Origin of the sequence: Comamonas guangdongensis (assembly GCF_041079535.1) — a bacterium.
GTDB lineage: Bacteria > Pseudomonadota > Gammaproteobacteria > Burkholderiales > Burkholderiaceae_C > Comamonas > Comamonas guangdongensis.
On the sequence record NZ_JBFYGN010000006.1, the window covers coordinates 132,193 to 150,641 of the forward strand.

Consider the following 18,449-nt stretch of genomic DNA (forward strand, 5'->3'; position numbering starts at 1 on the left):
CCTCAGCTCTTCAGGGCCTGGGCTGCGATCTTCTCGCGCCAGGCACGGGTCTGCTCGGTATCCGGCAGGGCCTGGGGCTTGCCCGTGGCGTCGATGGCCACATAGGTCAGGCGCGCTTCCGTGACCTTCACATACTTGCCCTGGTCCGAGAAGCGTTCGGCAAACACTTCCACGTCCACGGCCACCGAGGTGCGGCCCACATGCTGGACGCCGGCATAGAACGACAGAATGTCGCCCACGCGCACGGGTTGCTTGAAGATGAACTCGTTGACGGCCACCGTCACCATGCGCGTGTGGCTGATGCGCTGGGGCAGGACGGAACCCGCGAGGTCCACCTGAGCCATGACCCAGCCGCCGAAGATGTCGCCGTTGGCGTTGACATCGGCCGGCATGGGGACGACTTTGAGAACCAGCTCCTTGTCTTCGGGCAAAGGCTGGGAGGGAAGGTCTGGACGAGGTGGCATTGGCACAATGGGAGAAAACAGAACTTCTCGAATTGTCCCAAATGCGCCGTGATAGTGGTTCCTCTAAGGATTTACCCTTAACTTCAACATCGACTTCCGGGGATTGGAGCGCGCTCAGGCGTCTGCTGCCTTATCTCTGGGAGTACAAGTGGCGCGTGCTGGCGGCCCTGCTGTTCATGGTTGGCGCCAAACTGGCCAATGTGGGCGTGCCGGTGCTGCTCAAGCATCTGGTCGATGCGCTGGACATCAAGACCGGTCAGGCGCAGGCGCTGCTGGTGGTGCCGGTGGGCCTGCTGGTGGCCTACGGGCTGCTGCGCTTTTCCTCGACCCTGTTCACCGAGCTGCGCGATCTGGTCTTTGCCAAGGCCACGCAGGGCACGTCGCGCTCGATCGCGCTATCGACCTTCGAGCATCTGCATGCTTTGAGCCTGCGCTTTCATCTGGAGCGCCAGACCGGCGGCATGACGCGCGACATCGAGCGCGGCGTGCGCAGCACCGAGTCGCTGATTTCGTATTCGCTGTATTCCATCCTGCCCACGCTGATCGAGATGGGCCTGGTGCTGGGCATTCTGGCGCTACGCTTCGACGTGTGGTTTGCGCTCATCACGCTGGCGGCCCTGGTCTTCTACATCGCTTTCACGGTGACGGTGACCGAGTGGCGCACGCGCTTCAGGAAGGAAGCCAATGCCCAGGAATCCGCGGCCCATACCAAGGCCATAGATTCGCTGCTCAATTACGAAACCGTCAAATACTTCAACAACGAGAAGTTCGAGGCCGAACGCTACGACGAAAACCTGGAAAAGCTGCGCCGCGTGCGGCTCAAGAGCCAGACCACGCTGTCCATGCTCAACTGCGGCCAGCAGCTCATCATCGGCGCGGCGCTGGTGGCCATACTCTGGCGCGCCACCCAGGGCGTGGTCGATGGGCGCCTGACGCTGGGCGATCTGGTCATGATCAATGCCTTCATGATCCAGCTCTATATCCCGCTCAACTTCCTGGGCGTGATCTACCGCGAGATCAAGCAAAGCCTCACCGATCTGGAGCGCATGTTCACGCTCATGGACAAGGAGCGCGAAGTGGCCGATGTGCCGGGCGCCAAGGCCCTGCATACCGGCAACCGGCCGCCCGAAGTGCGCTTCGAGCATGTGGACTTCGCCTACGACCCTGCGCGGCCCATTCTGCACGATGTGAGCTTCACAATCCCGGCGGGCAAGACCGTGGCCGTGGTCGGCCCCTCGGGCTCGGGCAAGAGCACGCTGGCGCGGCTGCTGTTCCGCTTCTATGACGTACAGGGCGGCCAGGTGCGCATTGCGGGCCAGGACATCCGCAGCGTGACCCAGGCCAGCGTGCGCGCCGCCGTGGGCATCGTGCCGCAGGACACGGTGCTGTTCAACGACACGGTCGAATACAACATAGCCTACGGCCAGCCCGGCGCCTCGCGCGAGCAGGTGGTGGCCGCGGCCAGGGCGGCGCGCATCCATGATTTCATCGAGGCCACGCCCCAGGGCTATGCGACGCGCGTGGGCGAGCGCGGCCTCAAGCTGTCGGGCGGCGAAAAGCAGCGTGTGGCGATTGCGCGCACCCTGCTCAAGAACCCGCCGATACTGATCTTCGACGAGGCCACCTCGGCGCTGGATTCGGCCAACGAGCGTGCCATCCAGAACGAGCTGCGCAGCGCCGCCCAGGGCAAGACTTCGCTGGTGATCGCGCACCGCCTGTCCACCGTGGTCGAGGCGCATGAAATCCTGGTCATGGAGGCCGGCCGCATCATTGAGCGCGGCACTCACGAGGCCTTGCTGGCCGCGGGTGGGCGCTATGCGCAGATGTGGAACCTTCAGCTCAATCAGCCCGAAACGCTGGCCGAGACCGAGTAGCCAGCACCGGTTCTGGAAGCCGCCTCCTGGGTGGCTTTTTTTCGCCCGAATATTGCTTGTATGTATACATTGAGATAGGTATTTTCCCTTTTAATTGCGGAAAAAACGCCATTTATTGATTTTTATGTATACATTCATTCCATCAAAAAAATACGCAGAGACATGACCCAAGCCATAGCCCCGGCCCTCATCGCCGAAGAAAGCCATTCCCAGGTCGTAAAGGTGCAGCTGCAGCTGCGCGAGATGATCCTGGCCGGAGAACTGGCGGCCGGGGAGCGCATCGCCGAGCTGGCCATCGTGGAGCGGCTGGGCATTTCCAGAACCCCGATTCGCGCGGCGCTGATGCGTCTGGAGCAGGAGGGCATGCTTGAAGCCATGGCCGGCGGGCGCGGCTATCGCGTGCGGGTGTTTTCCGAGGCCGATGTCTCAGATGCCATCGAGCTGCGCGGCACGCTAGAGGGCCTGGCCGCGCGCCTGGCCGCCGAGCGCGGCGTCGATGCCCAGCTGCTGGCGCGCGCCGCGCGCTGCCTGGATGCCATAGACCGCGTGCTCGATGCCGCAGGCTGGGGCGACGAAGCTTTTTCGCGCTATGTGGCGCTGAATTCCGAATTCCACGACGTGCTGCTCGAGATGTCGGGCAGCGCCTTCATGCAGCGCGAGCTGGAGCGGGTCAAGCGCCTGCCGTTCGCCTCCCCCTCGGGTTTCGTGGTCGCGCGTGCGGAATCGCCGCGTGCGCACCGCAGCCTGATGCTGGCGCAGGAGCAGCACCGGCAGGTGCTGGAGGCCATAGAGCAGCGCGAGGGCGCGCGCGCCGAAGCGCTGATGAAGGAGCACTCGCGCATCGCCCGGCGCAATCTGCGCGAGGCCATGGAATCACCGGAAACCGCGGGCGTTCCGGGCGCCCAGCTGATTCGCGCCGGACGCTAGAGCCGGCCCTGCCGCGGCCCGTGTCGCCGGCCTGAACACCACAAAGACAAGGAGATCCTCGATGAGCACCCCCAAGCCCAGTACTTTTCCACGCAATACCTGGTACGTGGCTGCGAAAGCGGCCGAAGTCCAGGACCAGCCCCTGGGCCGCCAGATCTGCGGCGAGCGCATGGTTTTCTACCGCGCCCAGGAGGGCCGGATTGCGGCCGTCGAGGATTTCTGTCCGCACCGCGGTGCGCCGCTGTCCCTGGGCCGGGTCTGCGAGGGCAAGCTGGTCTGCGGCTATCACGGCCTGGAAATGGGCTGCGACGGCAAGACCATCGCCATGCCGGGCCAGCGCGTGCGCGGCTTTCCCGCGATCAAGAGCTATGCGGTCGAGGAGCGTTACGGCTTCGTCTGGGTCTGGCCCGGCGACAGGGAGCAGGCCGACGCGGCGCTGATCCCGCAGCTGCAATGGCATGACAATCCCGAGTGGGCCTACGACGGTGGCCTGTTCCATATCAAGGCCGACTATCGGCTGATGATAGACAACCTCATGGATCTCACGCACGAGACCTATGTGCATGCGACGAGCATAGGCCAGGCCGAGATCGATGAGACGCCCTGCAAGACCGAGGTTCATGGCGAGGCCGAGGTCGTGACCAGCCGCTTCATGCAAGATATTCCCGCGCCGCCGTTCTGGCAGATGGCGCTGCGCAGCAATGGCCTGGCCGATGACGTGAACGTGGACCGCTGGCAGATCTGCCGCTTCACGCCGCCCAGCCATGTGATGATCGAGGTCGGCGTGGCCCATGCGGGCCAGGGCGGCTACGAGGCGGCCGATGCACACAAGGTCTACAGCGTGGTCGTGGACTTCATCACGCCCGAGACCGATGGCTCCATGTGGTACTTCTGGGGCATGGCGCGCAAGTTCAATCCCGGCGACGCCGCGGTCACCGAACAGATCCGCGCGGGCCAGCACAAGATCTTCAGCGAGGATCTCGAAATGCTGGAGCTGCAGCAGCGCAATCTGGCCGACTATCCCGAGCGCCAGCTGCTCAAGCTCAACATCGATGCGGGCGGCGTGCAGTCGCGCAAGATCATCGAGCGTCTGATTGCCGACGAGCAGGCCATGCCGGTCCTGCAGGCCGCCGTGGCCTGAGCTGCAGGCGATCAGGGAGAGACGATGCCCATGAATGCGGTAATCTCGAAGGCTGTCTCACCGCCAGCCTTTGTTTCGCCGCAGCATGCCATCTCCCGCCCCAGACCTGCTTTCCCTGGACCTCTACGACCAGCCCGGCCATCTGATCCGGCGCGCGCAGCAGATCGCCACGCAGCTGTTCCGCGATGTGCTCGGGCCCGATGTGACGCCGGTGCAGTACGCCATCCTGCGCATGCTGCAGGAGTCACCGGGCATAGACCAGGTGACGCTGGCGCGGCTGGTGGCGCTGGACAACTCGACCACGGCCGACATCGCAGCGCGCCTGGAGAGCAAGGGCTGGATTCACCGCGAGATCCTGCCTCGGCGCCAGCGCCGCCTGAGCCTCACGGCCGAGGGCGAGGCCATGCTGGCGTCCTTCGTGCCCAATGTGCACGAGCTGCGCCAGCGCATGCTCTCGGCACTGGAGCCCGAGGAGCAGGCGGAGTTCAAGCGCCTGCTGCGCAAGTTCGTGCAGCTGCACGATGCCGGCGAAGCCGCGGCCGAGCCGGATTCCGCCACGGACCGCAAATAACCGCAGTCCGCGGTCTGCCCGCGCCGGGTGCGGGTCCTCAGGCGCCATGACGGACTAGTCACGGCGCGGGAAATCCCTGACTGCATGCAAATCTTCATTCAGTAAACTGAATGAGATTAAGTATGCTGAATGAAAAAAGAAAACCACAGGAGACAACCATGAAACTGCGTATTTCCCGAACTCGGCCCGCAAGCGGCGCACAACCTTTGATGCAGGAGGTGCAGCCATGAGCCAGAACCTGCGCGCGCATCTGGACCAGCGGCCCATGACCGTGTTCCAGTGGTCTGTGGTGGGGGTCTGCATGGCCCTCAACATGATCGACGGCTTTGACGTGCTGGTCATGGCCTTCACCGCTTCCTCCGTCTCGGCGCACTGGAAGCTCGGCGGCGCCGAGCTGGGCTTTCTGCTCAGCGCCGGCCTGTTCGGCATGGCTGCCGGATCGCTGCTGCTGGCCCCCTGGGCCGACAAGCTCGGGCGCCGGCCGCTGATCCTGGCCTGCCTGGCGATCTCGGGAGTCGGCATGCTGGCCTCGGCCTGGAGCCAGACGCCGACGCAGCTGGCCGCGCTGCGCGTGCTCACGGGCCTGGGCGTGGGCGGCATTCTGGCCTGCAGCAATGTGATTGCCAGCGAATATGCGTCCCAGCGCTGGCGCAGCCTGGCCGTGACCCTGCAGTCCACCGGCTATGCGCTGGGCGCCAGCATAGGCGGCAGCATTGCGGTCTGGCTGCTCGCCCACCAGGGCTGGCGCTCGGTCTTCATGTTCGGCGGCGCTTGCACGCTGGCGGTGTTCGTGATCGCCTGGTTTGCGCTGCCGGAGTCGCTGGACTTTCTGCTGGCCCGCCGCCCCAAGGGCGCGCTGGAGCGGCTGAATGCGCTGATGGTGCGGCTGGGCCTGCCGGCGCTGGCCTCCATGCCTGCGGCGGCCGACGCCGGGGGCGCGGCCAAGCCGCGCGGCCCGCTGCAGCTGTTCTCCGCGGGTCTGCGCCGGCCCACGCTGCTGGTCTGGCTGTCCTTTTTCTCGGTGATGTTCGGCTTTTACTTCGTGATGAGCTGGACGCCCAAGCTGCTGGCCGCTTCGGGGCTCACGGCGGAGCAGGGCGTGACCAGCGGCGTGCTGCTGAGCCTGGGCGGCATTCTGGGCGCCACGCTGCTGGGCCTGCTGGCGGCGCGCTTTGCGATTCACCGCGCTCTGGCGGTCTTCATGCTGATCACGGCCGTGCTGCTGTGCTTTCTGGTCGGCAGCTCCGGCGCGCTGTGGGTCTCGTATGCGCTGGCTTTTCTGATCGGCGTCTTTGTGAACGGCTGCGTGGCCGGCCTGTATGCGATCGCTCCCGCGGTCTACGGCAGCGAGGTGCGAGCCACCGGCGTGGGCTGGGGCATAGGCGTGGGGCGCATAGGCGCCATCGTCTCGCCGCTGGTGGCGGGCGGATTGCTCGATGCGGCCTGGTCGCCGAGCCAGCTGTATGTGGGCTATGGCGTGGCCTTTGTGTTCGCGGCCGTCATCGTTTCGCTGCACCGCATCGAAGGCCCCTCGGCCTCCCGTTCCGGCAATGGCGGTGCGGCCGCGCTGGCCGCGCACTGAGCGCCAACAGGAGACACCATGACTCAAACCGTTCAGGCGCCGCTGGCATCGCTGCCGTCTTTCCCGTTGGACCAGTGGTATGTGGCGGGCTTTTCCTGGGAGTTGAAGGATGCGCCGCTGGCCCGCACCCTGCTGGGCCAGCCCCTGGTGCTGTTCCGCACCGCCGACGGCCAGGTCGCCGCGCTGGAGGACCGCTGCTGTCACCGCGAGCTGCCGCTGTCTTGCGGCACCGTCGAGGACAGGGGGCTGCGCTGCGGCTACCACGGAATGCTGTACGACCATGGCGGGCGCTGCCTGGAGATTCCCGGCCAGGAGCGCATTCCGGCCAAGGCCTGCGTCAAGTCCTTCGAACTGCGCGAGCGCGACCAGATTCTCTGGATCTGGATGGGCACCACGCCCGATTCCCGGCCCGCCGCAGAGCCGCCGGCCTATGCGGTGCATAGCGATCCGGACTACCGCTTCGGCGGCGGCGTCTATCACTACGATGCGCCCTACCAGCTGATCCACGACAACCTGCTGGACCTGAGCCATCTGGGCTATGTCCACCTCAAGACCATAGGCGGCAACGCCAGCATCCACATGAATGCAGAGCTCAAGGTCAGCCAGGAGGGCGATTCGGTCAAGGTGGTGCGCTGGATGCCCGACTCCGAGCCGCCGCCAACCTATGCGGCGGCCTGGCCCTTTAAGGGGCGCATCGACCGCTGGCAGGAGGTCGAGTTCCATCCCTCGCATGTGCGCATCTGGACCGGTGCCATGGACAAGGACGCGGACCGGCTCGACAACCCGCAGCGCCAGGGTTTCCACATGCGCGGCTTTCACGGCGTGACACCGGAAACCGAGACCTCGGCCCATTACTTCTGGACCATCGCCACCAATCCGCATCCCGGGATGCAGGACCCGACGCAGCTGGTGATCGATCAGACGGCGGCCACCTTCGAGGAAGACAAGGTGGTGATCGAGGCCCAGTTCCGCAACCAGCAGCGTTTTGGCTCGCGCCCCGTGGTCGACATCCACGTGGACGTCGGGCCCAACCGCGCGCGGCGCGTCATAGAGCGCCTGCGCGCAGCCAGTGCCAGGGCCCGGGAGGGCGTGGCGCCGGCATGAGCAAGGAAGAGAAAGCATCCCCATGAGTCAAGACACCACCCTCGAGGTGCGCATTGCGCGCAAGCAAGCCGAGGCCCAGGACATCTGCAGCCTGGAGCTGCTGCCGCTGGACGGGCAAAGCCTGCCCGCCTTCGGCGCGGGCGCGCATATCGATGTGCACCTGCCTGGCGGCCTGGTGCGCCAGTATTCGCTGAGCAATGACTGCGCCGAGTCCGACCGCTATGTGATCGCTGTGCTGCGCGAACCCGCCTCGCGCGGCGGCTCGGCCGCCGTGCACGAGCAGCTGCAGGCCGGTCAGCAGATCACGATCAGCGCGCCGCGCAACCATTTCGCTTTGCATTCCCAGGCGCAGAAGCACCTGCTGCTGGCCGGGGGCATAGGGATCACGCCGATTCTGGCCATGGCGCGCCAGCTGGCGCGCGAGGGCGCGGATTTCGAGCTGCACTACAGCGCCCGGGCGCGCGAGCGCATGGCTTTTGCCGCCGCCATCGAGTCCGCCACCTGGGCTGGGCGGGCGCGCCTGCATGTGGACGATGCCGGCGGCAAGCCGCAGCTGGACCTGGTCGCGCTGCTGGCCCAGGTCAGCCCGGAAACGCATCTGTATGTCTGTGGTCCCAAAGGCTTCATGGATGCGGTGCTGGCCACGGCCAAGGGCGCGGGCTGGCCTCAGGAACAGCTGCACTACGAGTTCTTTGCGGGCGAGGTGGAGCGCCGCGCCGACGACGCGGGCTTCGAGGTCGAGGTGGCCAGCACCGGCCAGGTGGTGCGCGTGGCGCCCGAGCAGACCGTGGTGCAGGCGCTGGAGTCCATAGGCGTATGCGTGCAGACCTCGTGCGAGCAGGGCGTCTGCGGCACCTGTTTGACGCGGGTGCTGGCGGGCGCGCCCGACCACAGAGACATGTACCTGACCGAGGAGGAGCAGGCCGCTGGCGACCAGTTCATGCCCTGCTGCTCGCGCGCGCTCTCGGGGCGGCTGGTACTGGATCTCTGACTGCGGATCGTTGCCGGCCCTTGTCCCATGGGACGACAGGGCTGGCGGCATGCGCTCACAATAGCCGTTCCGAGATGAAACCTGCCGCCATCGGGCGGCGCGCCCCGCCAGTCATGAAGCCTGTTCTACTTGTCCTGAATTTCCAGACCGAAGCCCATCTGCATCAGATGGCGCAGAGCTTTCCCGATTTCGAGCTGATCTATGCGCCCGATGCCGAGCAGGCCGAGGCCGCGATTGCCGTGCACGGTGCGCGTGTGCGCAGCATCTGCACGATAGGTGCCACGGGTCTGTCGGCCGCGCAGATGCAGCGCATGCCTGAGCTGGCGCTGGTCTGCGCCATGGGCGCCGGTTACGAGAACATCGACGTGGCCTACGGCAAGGCCCATGGCATTGCCGTGGGCAACGGCGTGGGCACCAACGACGAATGCGTGGCCGATCACGCCATGGGCCTGCTGATCGCCGCCGTGCGCGGCATTGTGAAGCTGGACAAGGCCACGCGTGCTGGCGTGTGGCGCTCGGCTCTGCCGCTGCCGCCCAATGTCTCGGGCAAGCGCCTGGGCATACTCGGCCTGGGCACGATAGGCGCCAAGATCGCCAAGCGCGCGGCCGCATTCGACATGGAGATCGGCTATCACAACCGCAAGCCGCGCGAGGGCGTGGACTATCGCTATTTCGACGAACTGCTGGCACTGGCGACCTGGGCCGATGTGCTGCTGGTGGCCACGCCCGGCGGCGCTTCCACCCGCCATCTGATAGACGCGTCGGTGCTGGCGGCACTGGGCGAGCAGGGCGTGGTGGTGAATATCGCGCGCGGCTCCGTGATCGACACCCAAGCCCTGGCCGAGGCCTTGCGTGCGGGTCGGCTGGCCGGTGCCGGCCTGGATGTCTACGAAAGCGAGCCTTTGCCGCCCCAGGAACTGATAGCGCTCGACTCCGTGGTGCTCACCCCCCATGTGGGCGGCTGGTCGCCAGAGGCCGTGCAGAACTCGGTGGATCGCTTTATCGCCAATATGCGCAACCATCTGGACGGCAAGCCGCTGGTCTCGCCGATCTAGCTCCGCAGCCGGCTCAGCGCCCCAGAGCCGCTGCCAGGTGCAGCAGGCCCAGGGCCAGGCAGATGGTCGACGAAACTCTCCAGAACCTGATGCTGTTGCCTTGGAACAAGGGCCTGAGCCAGGGCACGGCCGCGGCTCTGGCAAGAAAGACGGTGCCGGCCAGCGCCAGCACCGGACGCAGTCCGGGCAGAGGGCCTAGCAGGCCGGCACCCGATAGGGCGTATGCGGTCAGCAGCGAAAGCAGGGAGCCAATGGCTGCCGAGATCAGCGGCGGATACCAGTGGCCGGCCTCGACCAGCCCTGCGATGCGCTCGCCAGCACCCAGCAGGCGCAGCCCGTGTGCGCCCCAGAAGATGCAGGCCAAGTGGGCGACAGCGGCTGCCGCATCCAGCAATGCGGCGGCCATTGAAGAGAGGCGGGCGAGCTCCTGCATGGCTTAGCGCAGCAGTGCCAGCAGACCGGCGGCCAGCAGGCACAGCGCGGTCTGCAGTCCGCGCCTTGGCACCGAGAACCAGCAGGCGCGCGCTATCCACAGATAGCCGGTCACCATGGCCAGCGCCCAGATGGTCAGCAGAGGATGGCCGGCAAACAGCCGGGCATCGCTGACGGCCAGCCCGGCAAGTATGGTGCCGAAGCCGATCGCACCGAGGCTGTGGCTGGCATTGAAGCCCAGCCAGGCGCGCCACATATCGGTCTCGCGCGTGATGTGCATGGGTGTGCGGCGCATGGCCGCGATGAGTGCGGGATCGATGGGGTCCAGGCGCTGGCCGCGCAGCGTATAGAGCAGGTGGACGGCACCCAACGCAGTCATCAGCAGGCCGGCGAGCGCGATCAGTGTGGCGGGCCAGTTCATATGCGGGCCTCGCGTGGTCCGGTGTGCGGCGATAGGTTTGGCATGGTGCTGTCGGAACAAGGCGGTGAAGGCACTGTAGTCGTTAAACTCGTGGGCTAAAACTCGTCTTGAGCTCAGGTTTTGCCATATGCCTTCCGCTTCACCGAAAACCCTCGTGCCTGCGAATAGAAGACGGCCTGTGCAGGCGCGTTCACAGCGCACGGTGGCCGCCATCTTGCAGGCTGCGGCTCAGATTCTGGTCAAGGAGGGAGAGGCCGCGCTCACGACCAACTATATCGCCGAGCGCGCCGGGGTTTCCATAGGCACGCTCTACCAGTATTTTCCGGATAAGCGGGCGGTCTGCCATGCGCTGGTGGATGGACAGCGGCGCGAAGCCATCGCCGCCATCGAAGCCTGGCTGGACCAGGCCTCGCGCGAGCTGCTGCCGGCTGCGCAGGTGGCCAGGGGCGTAGTCGCGCGCATAGTCACCGGCTTTGCGGGCTGCACGCCGGCGCAGCGCAAGCTCGCGCGCTTTGCCTGGCGCCAGGACGAGGACGAGCGCATTGCGCTGTCCATGCGCGAGACCGCCGAGCGCATGGCCGCCCATTTGCAGCGCTGGGGTGGTCCGTCGCTGTCCTATGCGCGCCTCTATGTCGCCACGCGCGCCGTGCTTGGCACGGTGCGCTTTGCTGCGCTGGAGGGCTCGCCGCTGATCGCCTCGGGCGTGCTCGAGGAACTGCTGTGCGAGATGGGGGGGCGCATGTTGCTGGAGTCTGCGGCCGAATAAAAAATCCCCGCGCGGAGAACTCCGGCGGGGATTTGCGATGAGCGCCGGCCCGGCTTACTTCTGGCTGGCGGTGATGGCTTTCTCGGCCTTGTCCACCAGGGAGGCGCCGACCTGGCTCTTCCACTTTTCATAGACGGGGCGGGTGGCTTTGACGAAGGCTTCGCGCTCGGCGGCATTGGGCGTGGTCACGGTCACGCCCAGGCCGGCCAGCTCCTTGAGCAGGGGCTTGTCGGCCTCCACCAGACCCTTGCGCGCGATGGCGATTTCTTCCTTGGCGGCATCCAGCGCGGCCTGGCGCACGATGTCCTGATCGGCCTTGCTCCAGCTATTCCAGATGTCCTTGTTGACCACGAAGATCAGCGGATCGTTCATATAGCCCCACATGGTCATGTGCTTCTGACCCACGGACTGCAGCTTGGCCGCCATATAGACCGAGACGGGGTTCTCCTGGCCATCCACGGCGCCGCTGGCCATGGCGGGCTGGGCATCGGCCCAGCTCATCTGCGTGGGGTTGGCGCCCAGGGCCGTGAAGGTGTCCAGGAACAGCGGCGAGCCCACGACGCGCACCTTCATGCCCTTGAGGTCGGCAGGTGTCTTGATCGCATGCTTGGAGTTGGAGATTTCGCGGTAGCCGTTCTCGCCCCAGGCCAGAGGCACGACGCCGCCTTTTTCCAGGGTCTTGAAGATTTCCTGGCCCACTTCGCCCTGGGTCACGGCATCCACGGCCTTAAAGTTGGGGAACAGGAAGGGCATGGAGAACAGGTTCAGCGACTTGATCTGGGGCGACCAGTTGATGGTCGAGCCCACGGCCATGTCGATCACGCCCTGGCGCAGCGCGGAAAACTCGCGCGTCTGGTCGCCCTGCACCAGCGAGGTGCCGGGATAGAGCTTGATGTTGATGCGGCCCTGGGTGCGCTCGCGCACCTTGTCGGCCCACAGCTCGCCGCCCTTGCCCCAGGGGAAGGCCGTGCCCAGCACCAGGGACATGCGATATTCGCTCTTGTACTTGGTGTCGGCCATGGCCATGGGGGAGGCAAAGGCGAGGGCTGCAGCGGCCGCCACGGCGGAGGTCAGAAAGGTACGCAGTTTCATTTTTGGTGTCTCCTTGGATGAATTCGAAACGGTGAAATGACAGACGTCAGTAGCCCAGCTTTGCCGGGAGCCATAGCGCCAGTTGGGGGAAGGCAATCACCAGCAGCATGACGATGAACATGGCCAGCAGCATCCAGCCGACCCAGCGCACGGTGGACTCCATGCGCACGCCGGCGATGCGGCAGCTGACCATCAGGTTCACGGCCAGCGGCGGCGTGAACTGGCCTAAAGCGACCTTGAGCGTGAGGATCACGCCGAACCACACGGGATCCCAGTGGTAGTGGTTCATGATGGGCAGCAGCAGCGGCACAAAGATCAGGAAGATCGAGATACCGTCGAGGAACATGCCCACGGTGATCAGCAGCAGAATCAGCAGGCCCAGCACGCCGTATTCGCCGAGACCGGAATTGACGATGGCATTGGCCACCGGGTCGATCACGCCCAGCGTGGACAGCGAGAAGGCGAAGATGCCAGCCAGCGAGACCACGAGCAGGATCACGGCAGACAGTTCGCCGGCCTCGCGCAAAATGGTGAACAGGTCGCGCACGCCGATGGTGCGGTGAATCACCATGCCCACGAACAGGCCGTAGAACACGGCCACCACGGCGGCTTCGGTGGGTGTGAACCAGCCCATGCGCATGCCGCCCAGGATCAGCACGGGGGCGGCCAGGCCCCAGGCCGCTTCCTTGAAGCTCTTCCAGAACGGCGGGCGGGGCATGGAGGCTTCGAGCGCCCCCATCTTGTGCTTGCGCGCCATCCACACGGCGGGAATGATGAGCGCCACGCCGGCCAGCACGCCGGGAATCATGCCCGCAGCAAAAAGCGCGGGCACCGAGGCACCGGGCACCAGCACCGAGTAGATGATGAACGCGACCGAGGGAGGGATCAGGATGTCGGTGGCTGCGGCTGCGCCGACCACGCTGGCCGAGAAGCTCTTGGGGTAGCCGGCGCGGCTCATGGCCGCGATCATCACCCCGCCCACGGCGGCCGCATTGGCCGGCCCCGAGCCCGAGATGCCGCCCAGGAACATGGCCACGGCAATCGCCACCAGGGGCAGCATGCCGGGGCCGCGGCCGACGATGGCGACGGCAAAGTTCACCAGGCGCAGCGCCACACCCGAGCGGTCGAAGATGGAGCCGACCAGCACGAACATGGGGATGGCCAGCAGCGGGTACTTACCCAGTCCCGCATAGAAGTTCTGCGGCACGGCCAGCAGGCCGAACCACTGGGCATCGGCATTGGCCAAGGCAATGGCGGCGGCGCCGGCCAGGCCCAGGGCCGCACCTATGGGCACGCCCACGAACATCAGGCCCAGGAAGGCGACAAACAGCAGGGTGGCGATCATGCGATCTCCTTGCTGTGGTCTTTTTCCACGGGCTGGTCGGGGAAGGCGCCGGGTTTGCCCTGGCGGATGAACAGGCCGATGGCGCGGGCGGTGATCAGCGCCGACACGATGGGCAGCCAGACCGAATACCACCACTGGGGTATGCCGATGCCGGGCGAGGTTTCCTCGAAGCGGAAATCGTCCCAGACCACGCGCATGCTGAGCACGGCTATCAGCGCAAACAGCAGCGCCACCATCAGCGAGCCGAAGCGCGCCAGCGCCTTGCGGCGCGAGGCCGAGCCGCTATCGGAAAAGAATTCGATGCGGATGTGCTGGTCGCGGGCCACGGCGGCCGAGCCGGCCACCAGGGCCAGCGCAATCATCAGAAAGACGGAAATTTCCTCGGTCCAGGCGAAGGAGGAGTCGGTGAAATAGCGCACCAGCACATTGGCAAAGGTGATCAGGGCCAGTGCGGCCATGATGATCACGGTGAGCCAGTCTTCAAGGCGCAGCGAGCGAGGTTCGCCGGGGAGCGTGCCGGAGTCGGCCGCACCATCGGTCTCGGGAGGAGTGGAGGACATGAACGCGGGAAGTCAGAAAAACACATATGGATCAGGGCAGGCCGCACGAATGACGTGATCTGCGCGCACTCGAGGAGAATGCCCTTATGTAGTCCCTCGACCTTCGCGGCGTTGTGCACCGGGATGGCGTGGAGCGGGTAAGCACATCGGATGGATGTGAGCAAATATTACCAAGGTATCTATGTCTCAGGGCCCAGCTTGGGCAGCAGGCATTTCCCTAGGCCCGGCCAAGGCCGCCGCGGGGCATGCTTGGAGCTGTTGCACAGTCATGGTGCAGGGCAGCGGATAATGGGAGCCTATGGAAACCAAATGGCTTGAAGATTTCGTCAGCCTGGCTGAAACCCGCAGTTTCAGCCGCTCGGCCCAACTGCGCCATGTCACGCAACCCGCGTTCTCGCGCCGCATCCAGGCGCTGGAGGCCTGGGCCGGCACCGACCTGGTCGACCGCAGCTCCTATCCCACGCGTCTGACGCCCGCGGGCAAGACCATGTACGAGCAGGCACTGGAGATACTGCAGTCACTGCAGAGCACGCGCACCATGTTGCGGGCCCATGTCAGCGCGGGCAAGGGCATGGTGGGCTTTGCCGTGCCCCACACCCTGGCCTTCACCTTCTTCCCCAACTGGGTCTCGGCCGTGCACGAGAAGTTCGGCCCGTTCCGCAGTCGTTTGTTCGCGCTCAATGTGCATGATGCGGTGATGCGCCTGGTGGAAGGCGGTTGCGATCTGTTGATTGCCTACTATCACTCGTCCCAGCCTTTCCAGCTGGACCCGGCCCGCTATGAAATGGTGAGCCTGGGGCATGAGGTGCTGGCGCCGTATTCCAAGCCCGATGCCGAAGGCCAGCCCATCTTCGCCCTGCCGGGCCGCCAGGGTCAGCCCCTGCCGTATCTGGGCTATGCGGCCGGCGCCTATCTGGGCCGGGTGACGGAGCTGATCCTCAAGGAGTCGGCCGAAGCCGTGCACCTGGAGCGGGTCTATGAAACCGATATGGCCGAGGGCCTCAAGGCCATGGCCCTGGAAGGCCATGGCGTGGCCTTCCTGCCCTATAGCGCGGTGCGCGGCGAGCTGGAGTCCGGCCGCCTGGTGCGCGCCGTGCCCGACGGCATGAACGGCTTTCAGATGGATATGGAAGTGCGCGCCTACCGCGAAAAGCCCACCGGGGATGCGCCCCAGGGCGTGGCCGCCGCGCTGTGGAACTTCCTCAAGGAGCAGGGCGAATCCGCCAGCGGCGAGGCCAAGGCCGTATAGCCTAGGGACTGTTGTTTTTTCTTCAAAAGGGCCATCTAGCCCTTTTTTTGCTTGTGTGAACGCTATGAGGTGGTTTCAAGCATTTTCTAGGTAAAAACCCTGAGGTTATGCATGGGGTTAATACCAAATATGCAAGTTGCGCATAAGGCCTTTTGCTATCGGCATTGGCTTGCCATGTAGCGAAAGCATTAGAGTTCGCAGCTTGCACAAAACGAGGTGCTGTATTGCAATGCAGGAATAAGCCGGAGAGTGGGTGTTCGCATGCTCCTACTTTCTAGGGAAAAGTCCTAGAAATGTTTGCGTTGCAGCCATCTTCATGACTGCACAATGGGGTGCAGTACATTTGTTGACGCGGCTTGTCTACCCTCACAAAGGGCAGTGCGTCGATGACAAGCGTTTTTGGGCCTTACCAATAGGAGATCCGTATGAAGAAGCATTTGTTGGCCATTGCCGTGACCGCACTGGCAGCAGGCAGCGTGTTTGCACAGGCCAATGACACCCTGGCCAAGATCAAGTCCTCCGGCAGCGTCACCCTGGGTGTGCGCGAGTCTTCCGGCCTGGGCTATACGCTGGGCAATGGCAAGTATGTGGGCTTCCATACCGAAATGGGCGAGCGCATCCTGCACGACATCCAGAAGCAGCTGGGTCTGTCCAAGCTGGAGATCAAGTACCAGCCCGTGACCTCGCAAAACCGTATTCCCCTGGTGCAGAACGGCACGGTGGACATCGAGTGCGGCTCCACCACCAACAACACGGCCCGTCAAAAGGATGCTGCCTTCGCCTTCACCACCTATGTGGAAGAAGTGCGCATCGCCACCCGTGCCAACTCTGGCATTCAGAGCATCAAGGACCTGAACGGCAAGACCATTGTGACCACCACGGGCACAACTTCCGTGCAGACCCTGCGCAAGAACAAGCGCGCCGACGGCCTGACCTTCAAGGAAGTCATGGGCAAGGATCACGCCGACAGCTTCCTGATGCTGGAAACCGGCCGTGCCGACGCCTTCATCATGGACGGCTCCATCCTGGCGGCCAATATCTCCAAGTCCAAGGCCCCCAGCGACTACAAGATCGTCGGCGAAGTGCTGTCGGTGGAACCCATCGCCTGCATGCTGCGCAAGGACGACCCCGCCTTCAAGAAGGCCGTGGATGACTCCATCGTGCGCCAGATCAAGGATGGTTCCCTGACCAAGCTGTACGACAAGTGGTTCCTGCAGCCGATTCCTCCCAACAATGTGAAGATCGGTCTGCCGCTGTCCGAAGCCACCAAGGAAGCCTGGGCACACCCCAACGACAAGCCCATGGAAGCTTACGAAGTCAAGTAATCCCGCCCTATAGGTGTACCGCCCCTTCTGACACGCGGTTGGAAGGGGCTTTTTTGTTGCGAGGTCCGGCCGGCGCCGGTCCTCATAAACCAAGAATTCAAGAGGTGCTCGTATGAGTTGGGATTGGCAGGTGTTCTGTCAGGACACCATAACCCAGGAGGTCGGGCAGAGCTGTTTCGGCAAGAACGGTGACATCACCTACATGGACTGGATGCTGTCGGCCTGGGGCTGGACCGTTTCGGTTGCGCTGCTGTCGCTGGTCATCGCCCTGGTGCTGGGAGCGGCGATCGGTACCTTGCGTACCTTGCCCGATCGTCCCTGGATCGTGCGCCTGGGCAATGCCTGGGTCGAACTGTTTCGCAATATTCCGCTGCTGGTACAGGTTTTCATCTGGTACCACGTGGTTCCCTCCATCTTTCCGGCGATGAAGTCCCTGCCGGGCTTTGTGCTGGTGGTGTTTGCCATTGGCTTTTTCACCTCGGCACGTATTGCCGAGCAGGTGCGCTCCGGCATCCAGGCCTTGCCGCGCGGCCAGCGCTATGCGGGCATGGCCGTGGGTTTCACCACCTTCCAGACCTATCGCTATGTGCTGCTGCCCATGGCGTTCCGCATCATCATTCCGCCGCTGACCAGCGAGGCCATGAACGTGTTCAAGAACTCGTCCGTGGCGTTTGCCGTGTCCGTGGCTGAACTGACCATGTTTGCCATGCAGGCGCAGGAGGAGACTTCGCGCGGCGTGGAGATCTACATGGCGGTGACGGCGCTGTATGTGATTTCCGCTTTCATCATCAACCGCATCATGGCTTTCATCGAGAAGCGCTCTCGCGTGCCCGGCCTGATCGCTGCCAGCGGTGGAGGCCACTGATATGAATCTCAACCTCGACTGGTCGTTTTTCTCGGGGGACCTGTTCCGTGACTTCGTGCTGAAAGGTCTGTACTTCAGCGTGTCGCTGACCGTGATCGCCACGCTGGGCGGCATCTTCTTCGGCACCTTGCTGGCGCTGATGCGTCTGTCGGGCAAGAAGTGGCTGGACCTGCCGGCCACCATCTATGTCAACGGCATGCGCTCCATTCCGCTGGTGATGGTGATCCTGTGGTTCTTCCTGCTGATGCCCATGCTCATCGGTCGGCCCATCGGCGCGGAAACCTCGGCCATCATCACCTTTGTGGCGTTTGAAGCGGCCTACTTCTCCGAGATCATGCGTGCGGGCATCCAGTCCATTCCGCGCGGCCAGGTCTTTGCGGGCCAGGCTCTGGGCATGACCTATGCCCAGAACATGAAGCTGGTGGTCCTGCCCCAGGCCTTCCGCAACATGCTGCCCGTGCTGCTGACGCAGACCATCATCCTGTTCCAGGACACCTCGCTGGTCTATGCCATCGGTGCCTACGACATGCTCAAGGGCTTCGAGATTGCCGGCAAGAACTTCGGCCGTCCCATCGAGTCCTATCTGGCTGCGGCCGTGACCTACTTTGTCATCTGCTACGCGCTGTCCTGGTGCGTCAAGCGCCTGCACAAGAAGATCGCCATCATCCGTTAAGCCTGCTCCCTC

Annotated in this window: 19 protein-coding genes; 13 read left to right on the top strand and 6 right to left on the bottom strand. The window is 64.5% G+C overall.

Features of this window, described 5'->3' with window-relative positions:
• Positions 1 to 2 precede the first annotated feature (2 nt).
• A complete protein-coding gene (locus AB6724_RS07240; RefSeq protein WP_369337833.1) occupies positions 3 to 464 on the bottom strand; it encodes an acyl-CoA thioesterase in 462 nt (153 codons plus the stop codon).
• Positions 465 to 505: 41 nt separating this feature from the next.
• On the opposite strand from AB6724_RS07240, the gene AB6724_RS07245 reads away from it, so the two are divergent.
• From AB6724_RS07245 to AB6724_RS07280, 8 genes are all read left to right on the top strand, one after another.
• A complete protein-coding gene (locus tag AB6724_RS07245; protein ID WP_369337834.1) occupies positions 506 to 2,338 on the top strand; it encodes an ABCB family ABC transporter ATP-binding protein/permease in 1,833 nt (610 codons plus the stop codon).
• 162 nt (positions 2,339 to 2,500) lie between these two features.
• Positions 2,501 to 3,265: a GntR family transcriptional regulator gene (locus AB6724_RS07250; protein WP_369337835.1), complete on the top strand. Its 765-nt coding sequence runs from the start codon at positions 2,501 to 2,503 to the stop codon at positions 3,263 to 3,265.
• A gap of 61 nt (positions 3,266 to 3,326) precedes the next feature.
• Positions 3,327 to 4,406: an aromatic ring-hydroxylating dioxygenase subunit alpha gene (locus AB6724_RS07255; RefSeq protein WP_369337836.1), complete on the top strand. Its 1,080-nt coding sequence runs from the start codon at positions 3,327 to 3,329 to the stop codon at positions 4,404 to 4,406.
• Between the two features lie 85 nt (positions 4,407 to 4,491).
• Positions 4,492 to 4,977: a MarR family winged helix-turn-helix transcriptional regulator gene (locus AB6724_RS07260; RefSeq protein WP_369337837.1), complete on the top strand. Its 486-nt coding sequence runs from the start codon at positions 4,492 to 4,494 to the stop codon at positions 4,975 to 4,977.
• Between the two features lie 226 nt (positions 4,978 to 5,203).
• Positions 5,204 to 6,559 (top strand): MFS transporter, encoded by a 1,356-nt coding sequence (locus tag AB6724_RS07265; protein ID WP_369337838.1) that lies wholly within the window; start codon positions 5,204 to 5,206, stop codon positions 6,557 to 6,559.
• Positions 6,560 to 6,577: 18 nt separating this feature from the next.
• Entirely contained in the window at positions 6,578 to 7,663 is a 1,086-nt protein-coding gene (locus AB6724_RS07270) for a Rieske 2Fe-2S domain-containing protein (RefSeq protein WP_369337839.1), read from the top strand.
• A gap of 22 nt (positions 7,664 to 7,685) precedes the next feature.
• Entirely contained in the window at positions 7,686 to 8,654 is a 969-nt protein-coding gene (locus tag AB6724_RS07275) for a PDR/VanB family oxidoreductase (protein WP_369337840.1), read from the top strand.
• Positions 8,655 to 8,767: 113 nt separating this feature from the next.
• Positions 8,768 to 9,709: a 2-hydroxyacid dehydrogenase gene (locus AB6724_RS07280; RefSeq protein ID WP_369337841.1), complete on the top strand. Its 942-nt coding sequence runs from the start codon at positions 8,768 to 8,770 to the stop codon at positions 9,707 to 9,709.
• A gap of 13 nt (positions 9,710 to 9,722) precedes the next feature.
• On the opposite strand, the gene AB6724_RS07285 is transcribed toward AB6724_RS07280, so the two are convergent.
• Together AB6724_RS07285 and AB6724_RS07290 are read right to left on the bottom strand one after the other, a co-directional pair.
• Positions 9,723 to 10,115, bottom strand: coding sequence for a hypothetical protein (locus AB6724_RS07285; protein WP_369337842.1), 393 nt, complete (start codon positions 10,113 to 10,115; stop codon positions 9,723 to 9,725).
• Positions 10,116 to 10,145: 30 nt separating this feature from the next.
• Positions 10,146 to 10,562, bottom strand: coding sequence for an LIC_13387 family protein (locus AB6724_RS07290; RefSeq protein WP_369337843.1), 417 nt, complete (start codon positions 10,560 to 10,562; stop codon positions 10,146 to 10,148).
• 178 nt (positions 10,563 to 10,740) lie between these two features.
• On the opposite strand from AB6724_RS07290, the gene AB6724_RS07295 reads away from it, so the two are divergent.
• Positions 10,741 to 11,328, top strand: a complete 588-nt coding sequence (locus tag AB6724_RS07295) for a TetR/AcrR family transcriptional regulator (RefSeq protein ID WP_369337844.1) — start codon at positions 10,741 to 10,743, stop codon at positions 11,326 to 11,328.
• A 54-nt stretch (positions 11,329 to 11,382) separates the two neighbouring features.
• Here AB6724_RS07295 and AB6724_RS07300 read toward each other — a convergent pair whose 3' ends face one another.
• From AB6724_RS07300 to AB6724_RS07310, 3 genes are read right to left on the bottom strand one after another with little or no spacing between them, the layout of a single operon-like run.
• Positions 11,383 to 12,420, bottom strand: coding sequence for a DctP family TRAP transporter solute-binding subunit (locus AB6724_RS07300; RefSeq protein ID WP_369337845.1), 1,038 nt, complete (start codon positions 12,418 to 12,420; stop codon positions 11,383 to 11,385).
• Positions 12,421 to 12,466: 46 nt separating this feature from the next.
• Positions 12,467 to 13,765: a TRAP transporter large permease gene (locus AB6724_RS07305; RefSeq protein WP_369337846.1), complete on the bottom strand. Its 1,299-nt coding sequence runs from the start codon at positions 13,763 to 13,765 to the stop codon at positions 12,467 to 12,469.
• Positions 13,762 to 14,325: a TRAP transporter small permease gene (locus AB6724_RS07310; RefSeq protein ID WP_369337847.1), complete on the bottom strand. Its 564-nt coding sequence runs from the start codon at positions 14,323 to 14,325 to the stop codon at positions 13,762 to 13,764. The genes AB6724_RS07305 and AB6724_RS07310 overlap by 4 nt, the downstream gene beginning before the upstream one ends.
• Before the next feature lie 298 nt (positions 14,326 to 14,623).
• Between AB6724_RS07310 and AB6724_RS07315 the strand changes: the two genes are divergently transcribed.
• From AB6724_RS07315 to AB6724_RS07330, 4 genes are all read left to right on the top strand, one after another.
• Positions 14,624 to 15,574 carry a LysR substrate-binding domain-containing protein gene (locus tag AB6724_RS07315; protein WP_369337848.1) on the top strand — a complete coding sequence of 317 codons (951 nt, stop codon included), beginning with the start codon at positions 14,624 to 14,626 and terminating at the stop codon, positions 15,572 to 15,574.
• Positions 15,575 to 15,999: 425 nt separating this feature from the next.
• Entirely contained in the window at positions 16,000 to 16,899 is a 900-nt protein-coding gene (locus AB6724_RS07320; protein ID WP_369337849.1) for a transporter substrate-binding domain-containing protein, read from the top strand.
• A 112-nt stretch (positions 16,900 to 17,011) separates the two neighbouring features.
• Complete coding sequence (locus AB6724_RS07325; RefSeq protein ID WP_369337850.1) at positions 17,012 to 17,764, top strand: amino acid ABC transporter permease; 753 nt, start codon at positions 17,012 to 17,014, stop codon at positions 17,762 to 17,764.
• A 1-nt stretch (position 17,765) separates the two neighbouring features.
• A complete protein-coding gene (locus AB6724_RS07330) occupies positions 17,766 to 18,437 on the top strand; it encodes an amino acid ABC transporter permease (protein WP_369337851.1) in 672 nt (223 codons plus the stop codon).
• Positions 18,438 to 18,449 lie beyond the last annotated feature (12 nt).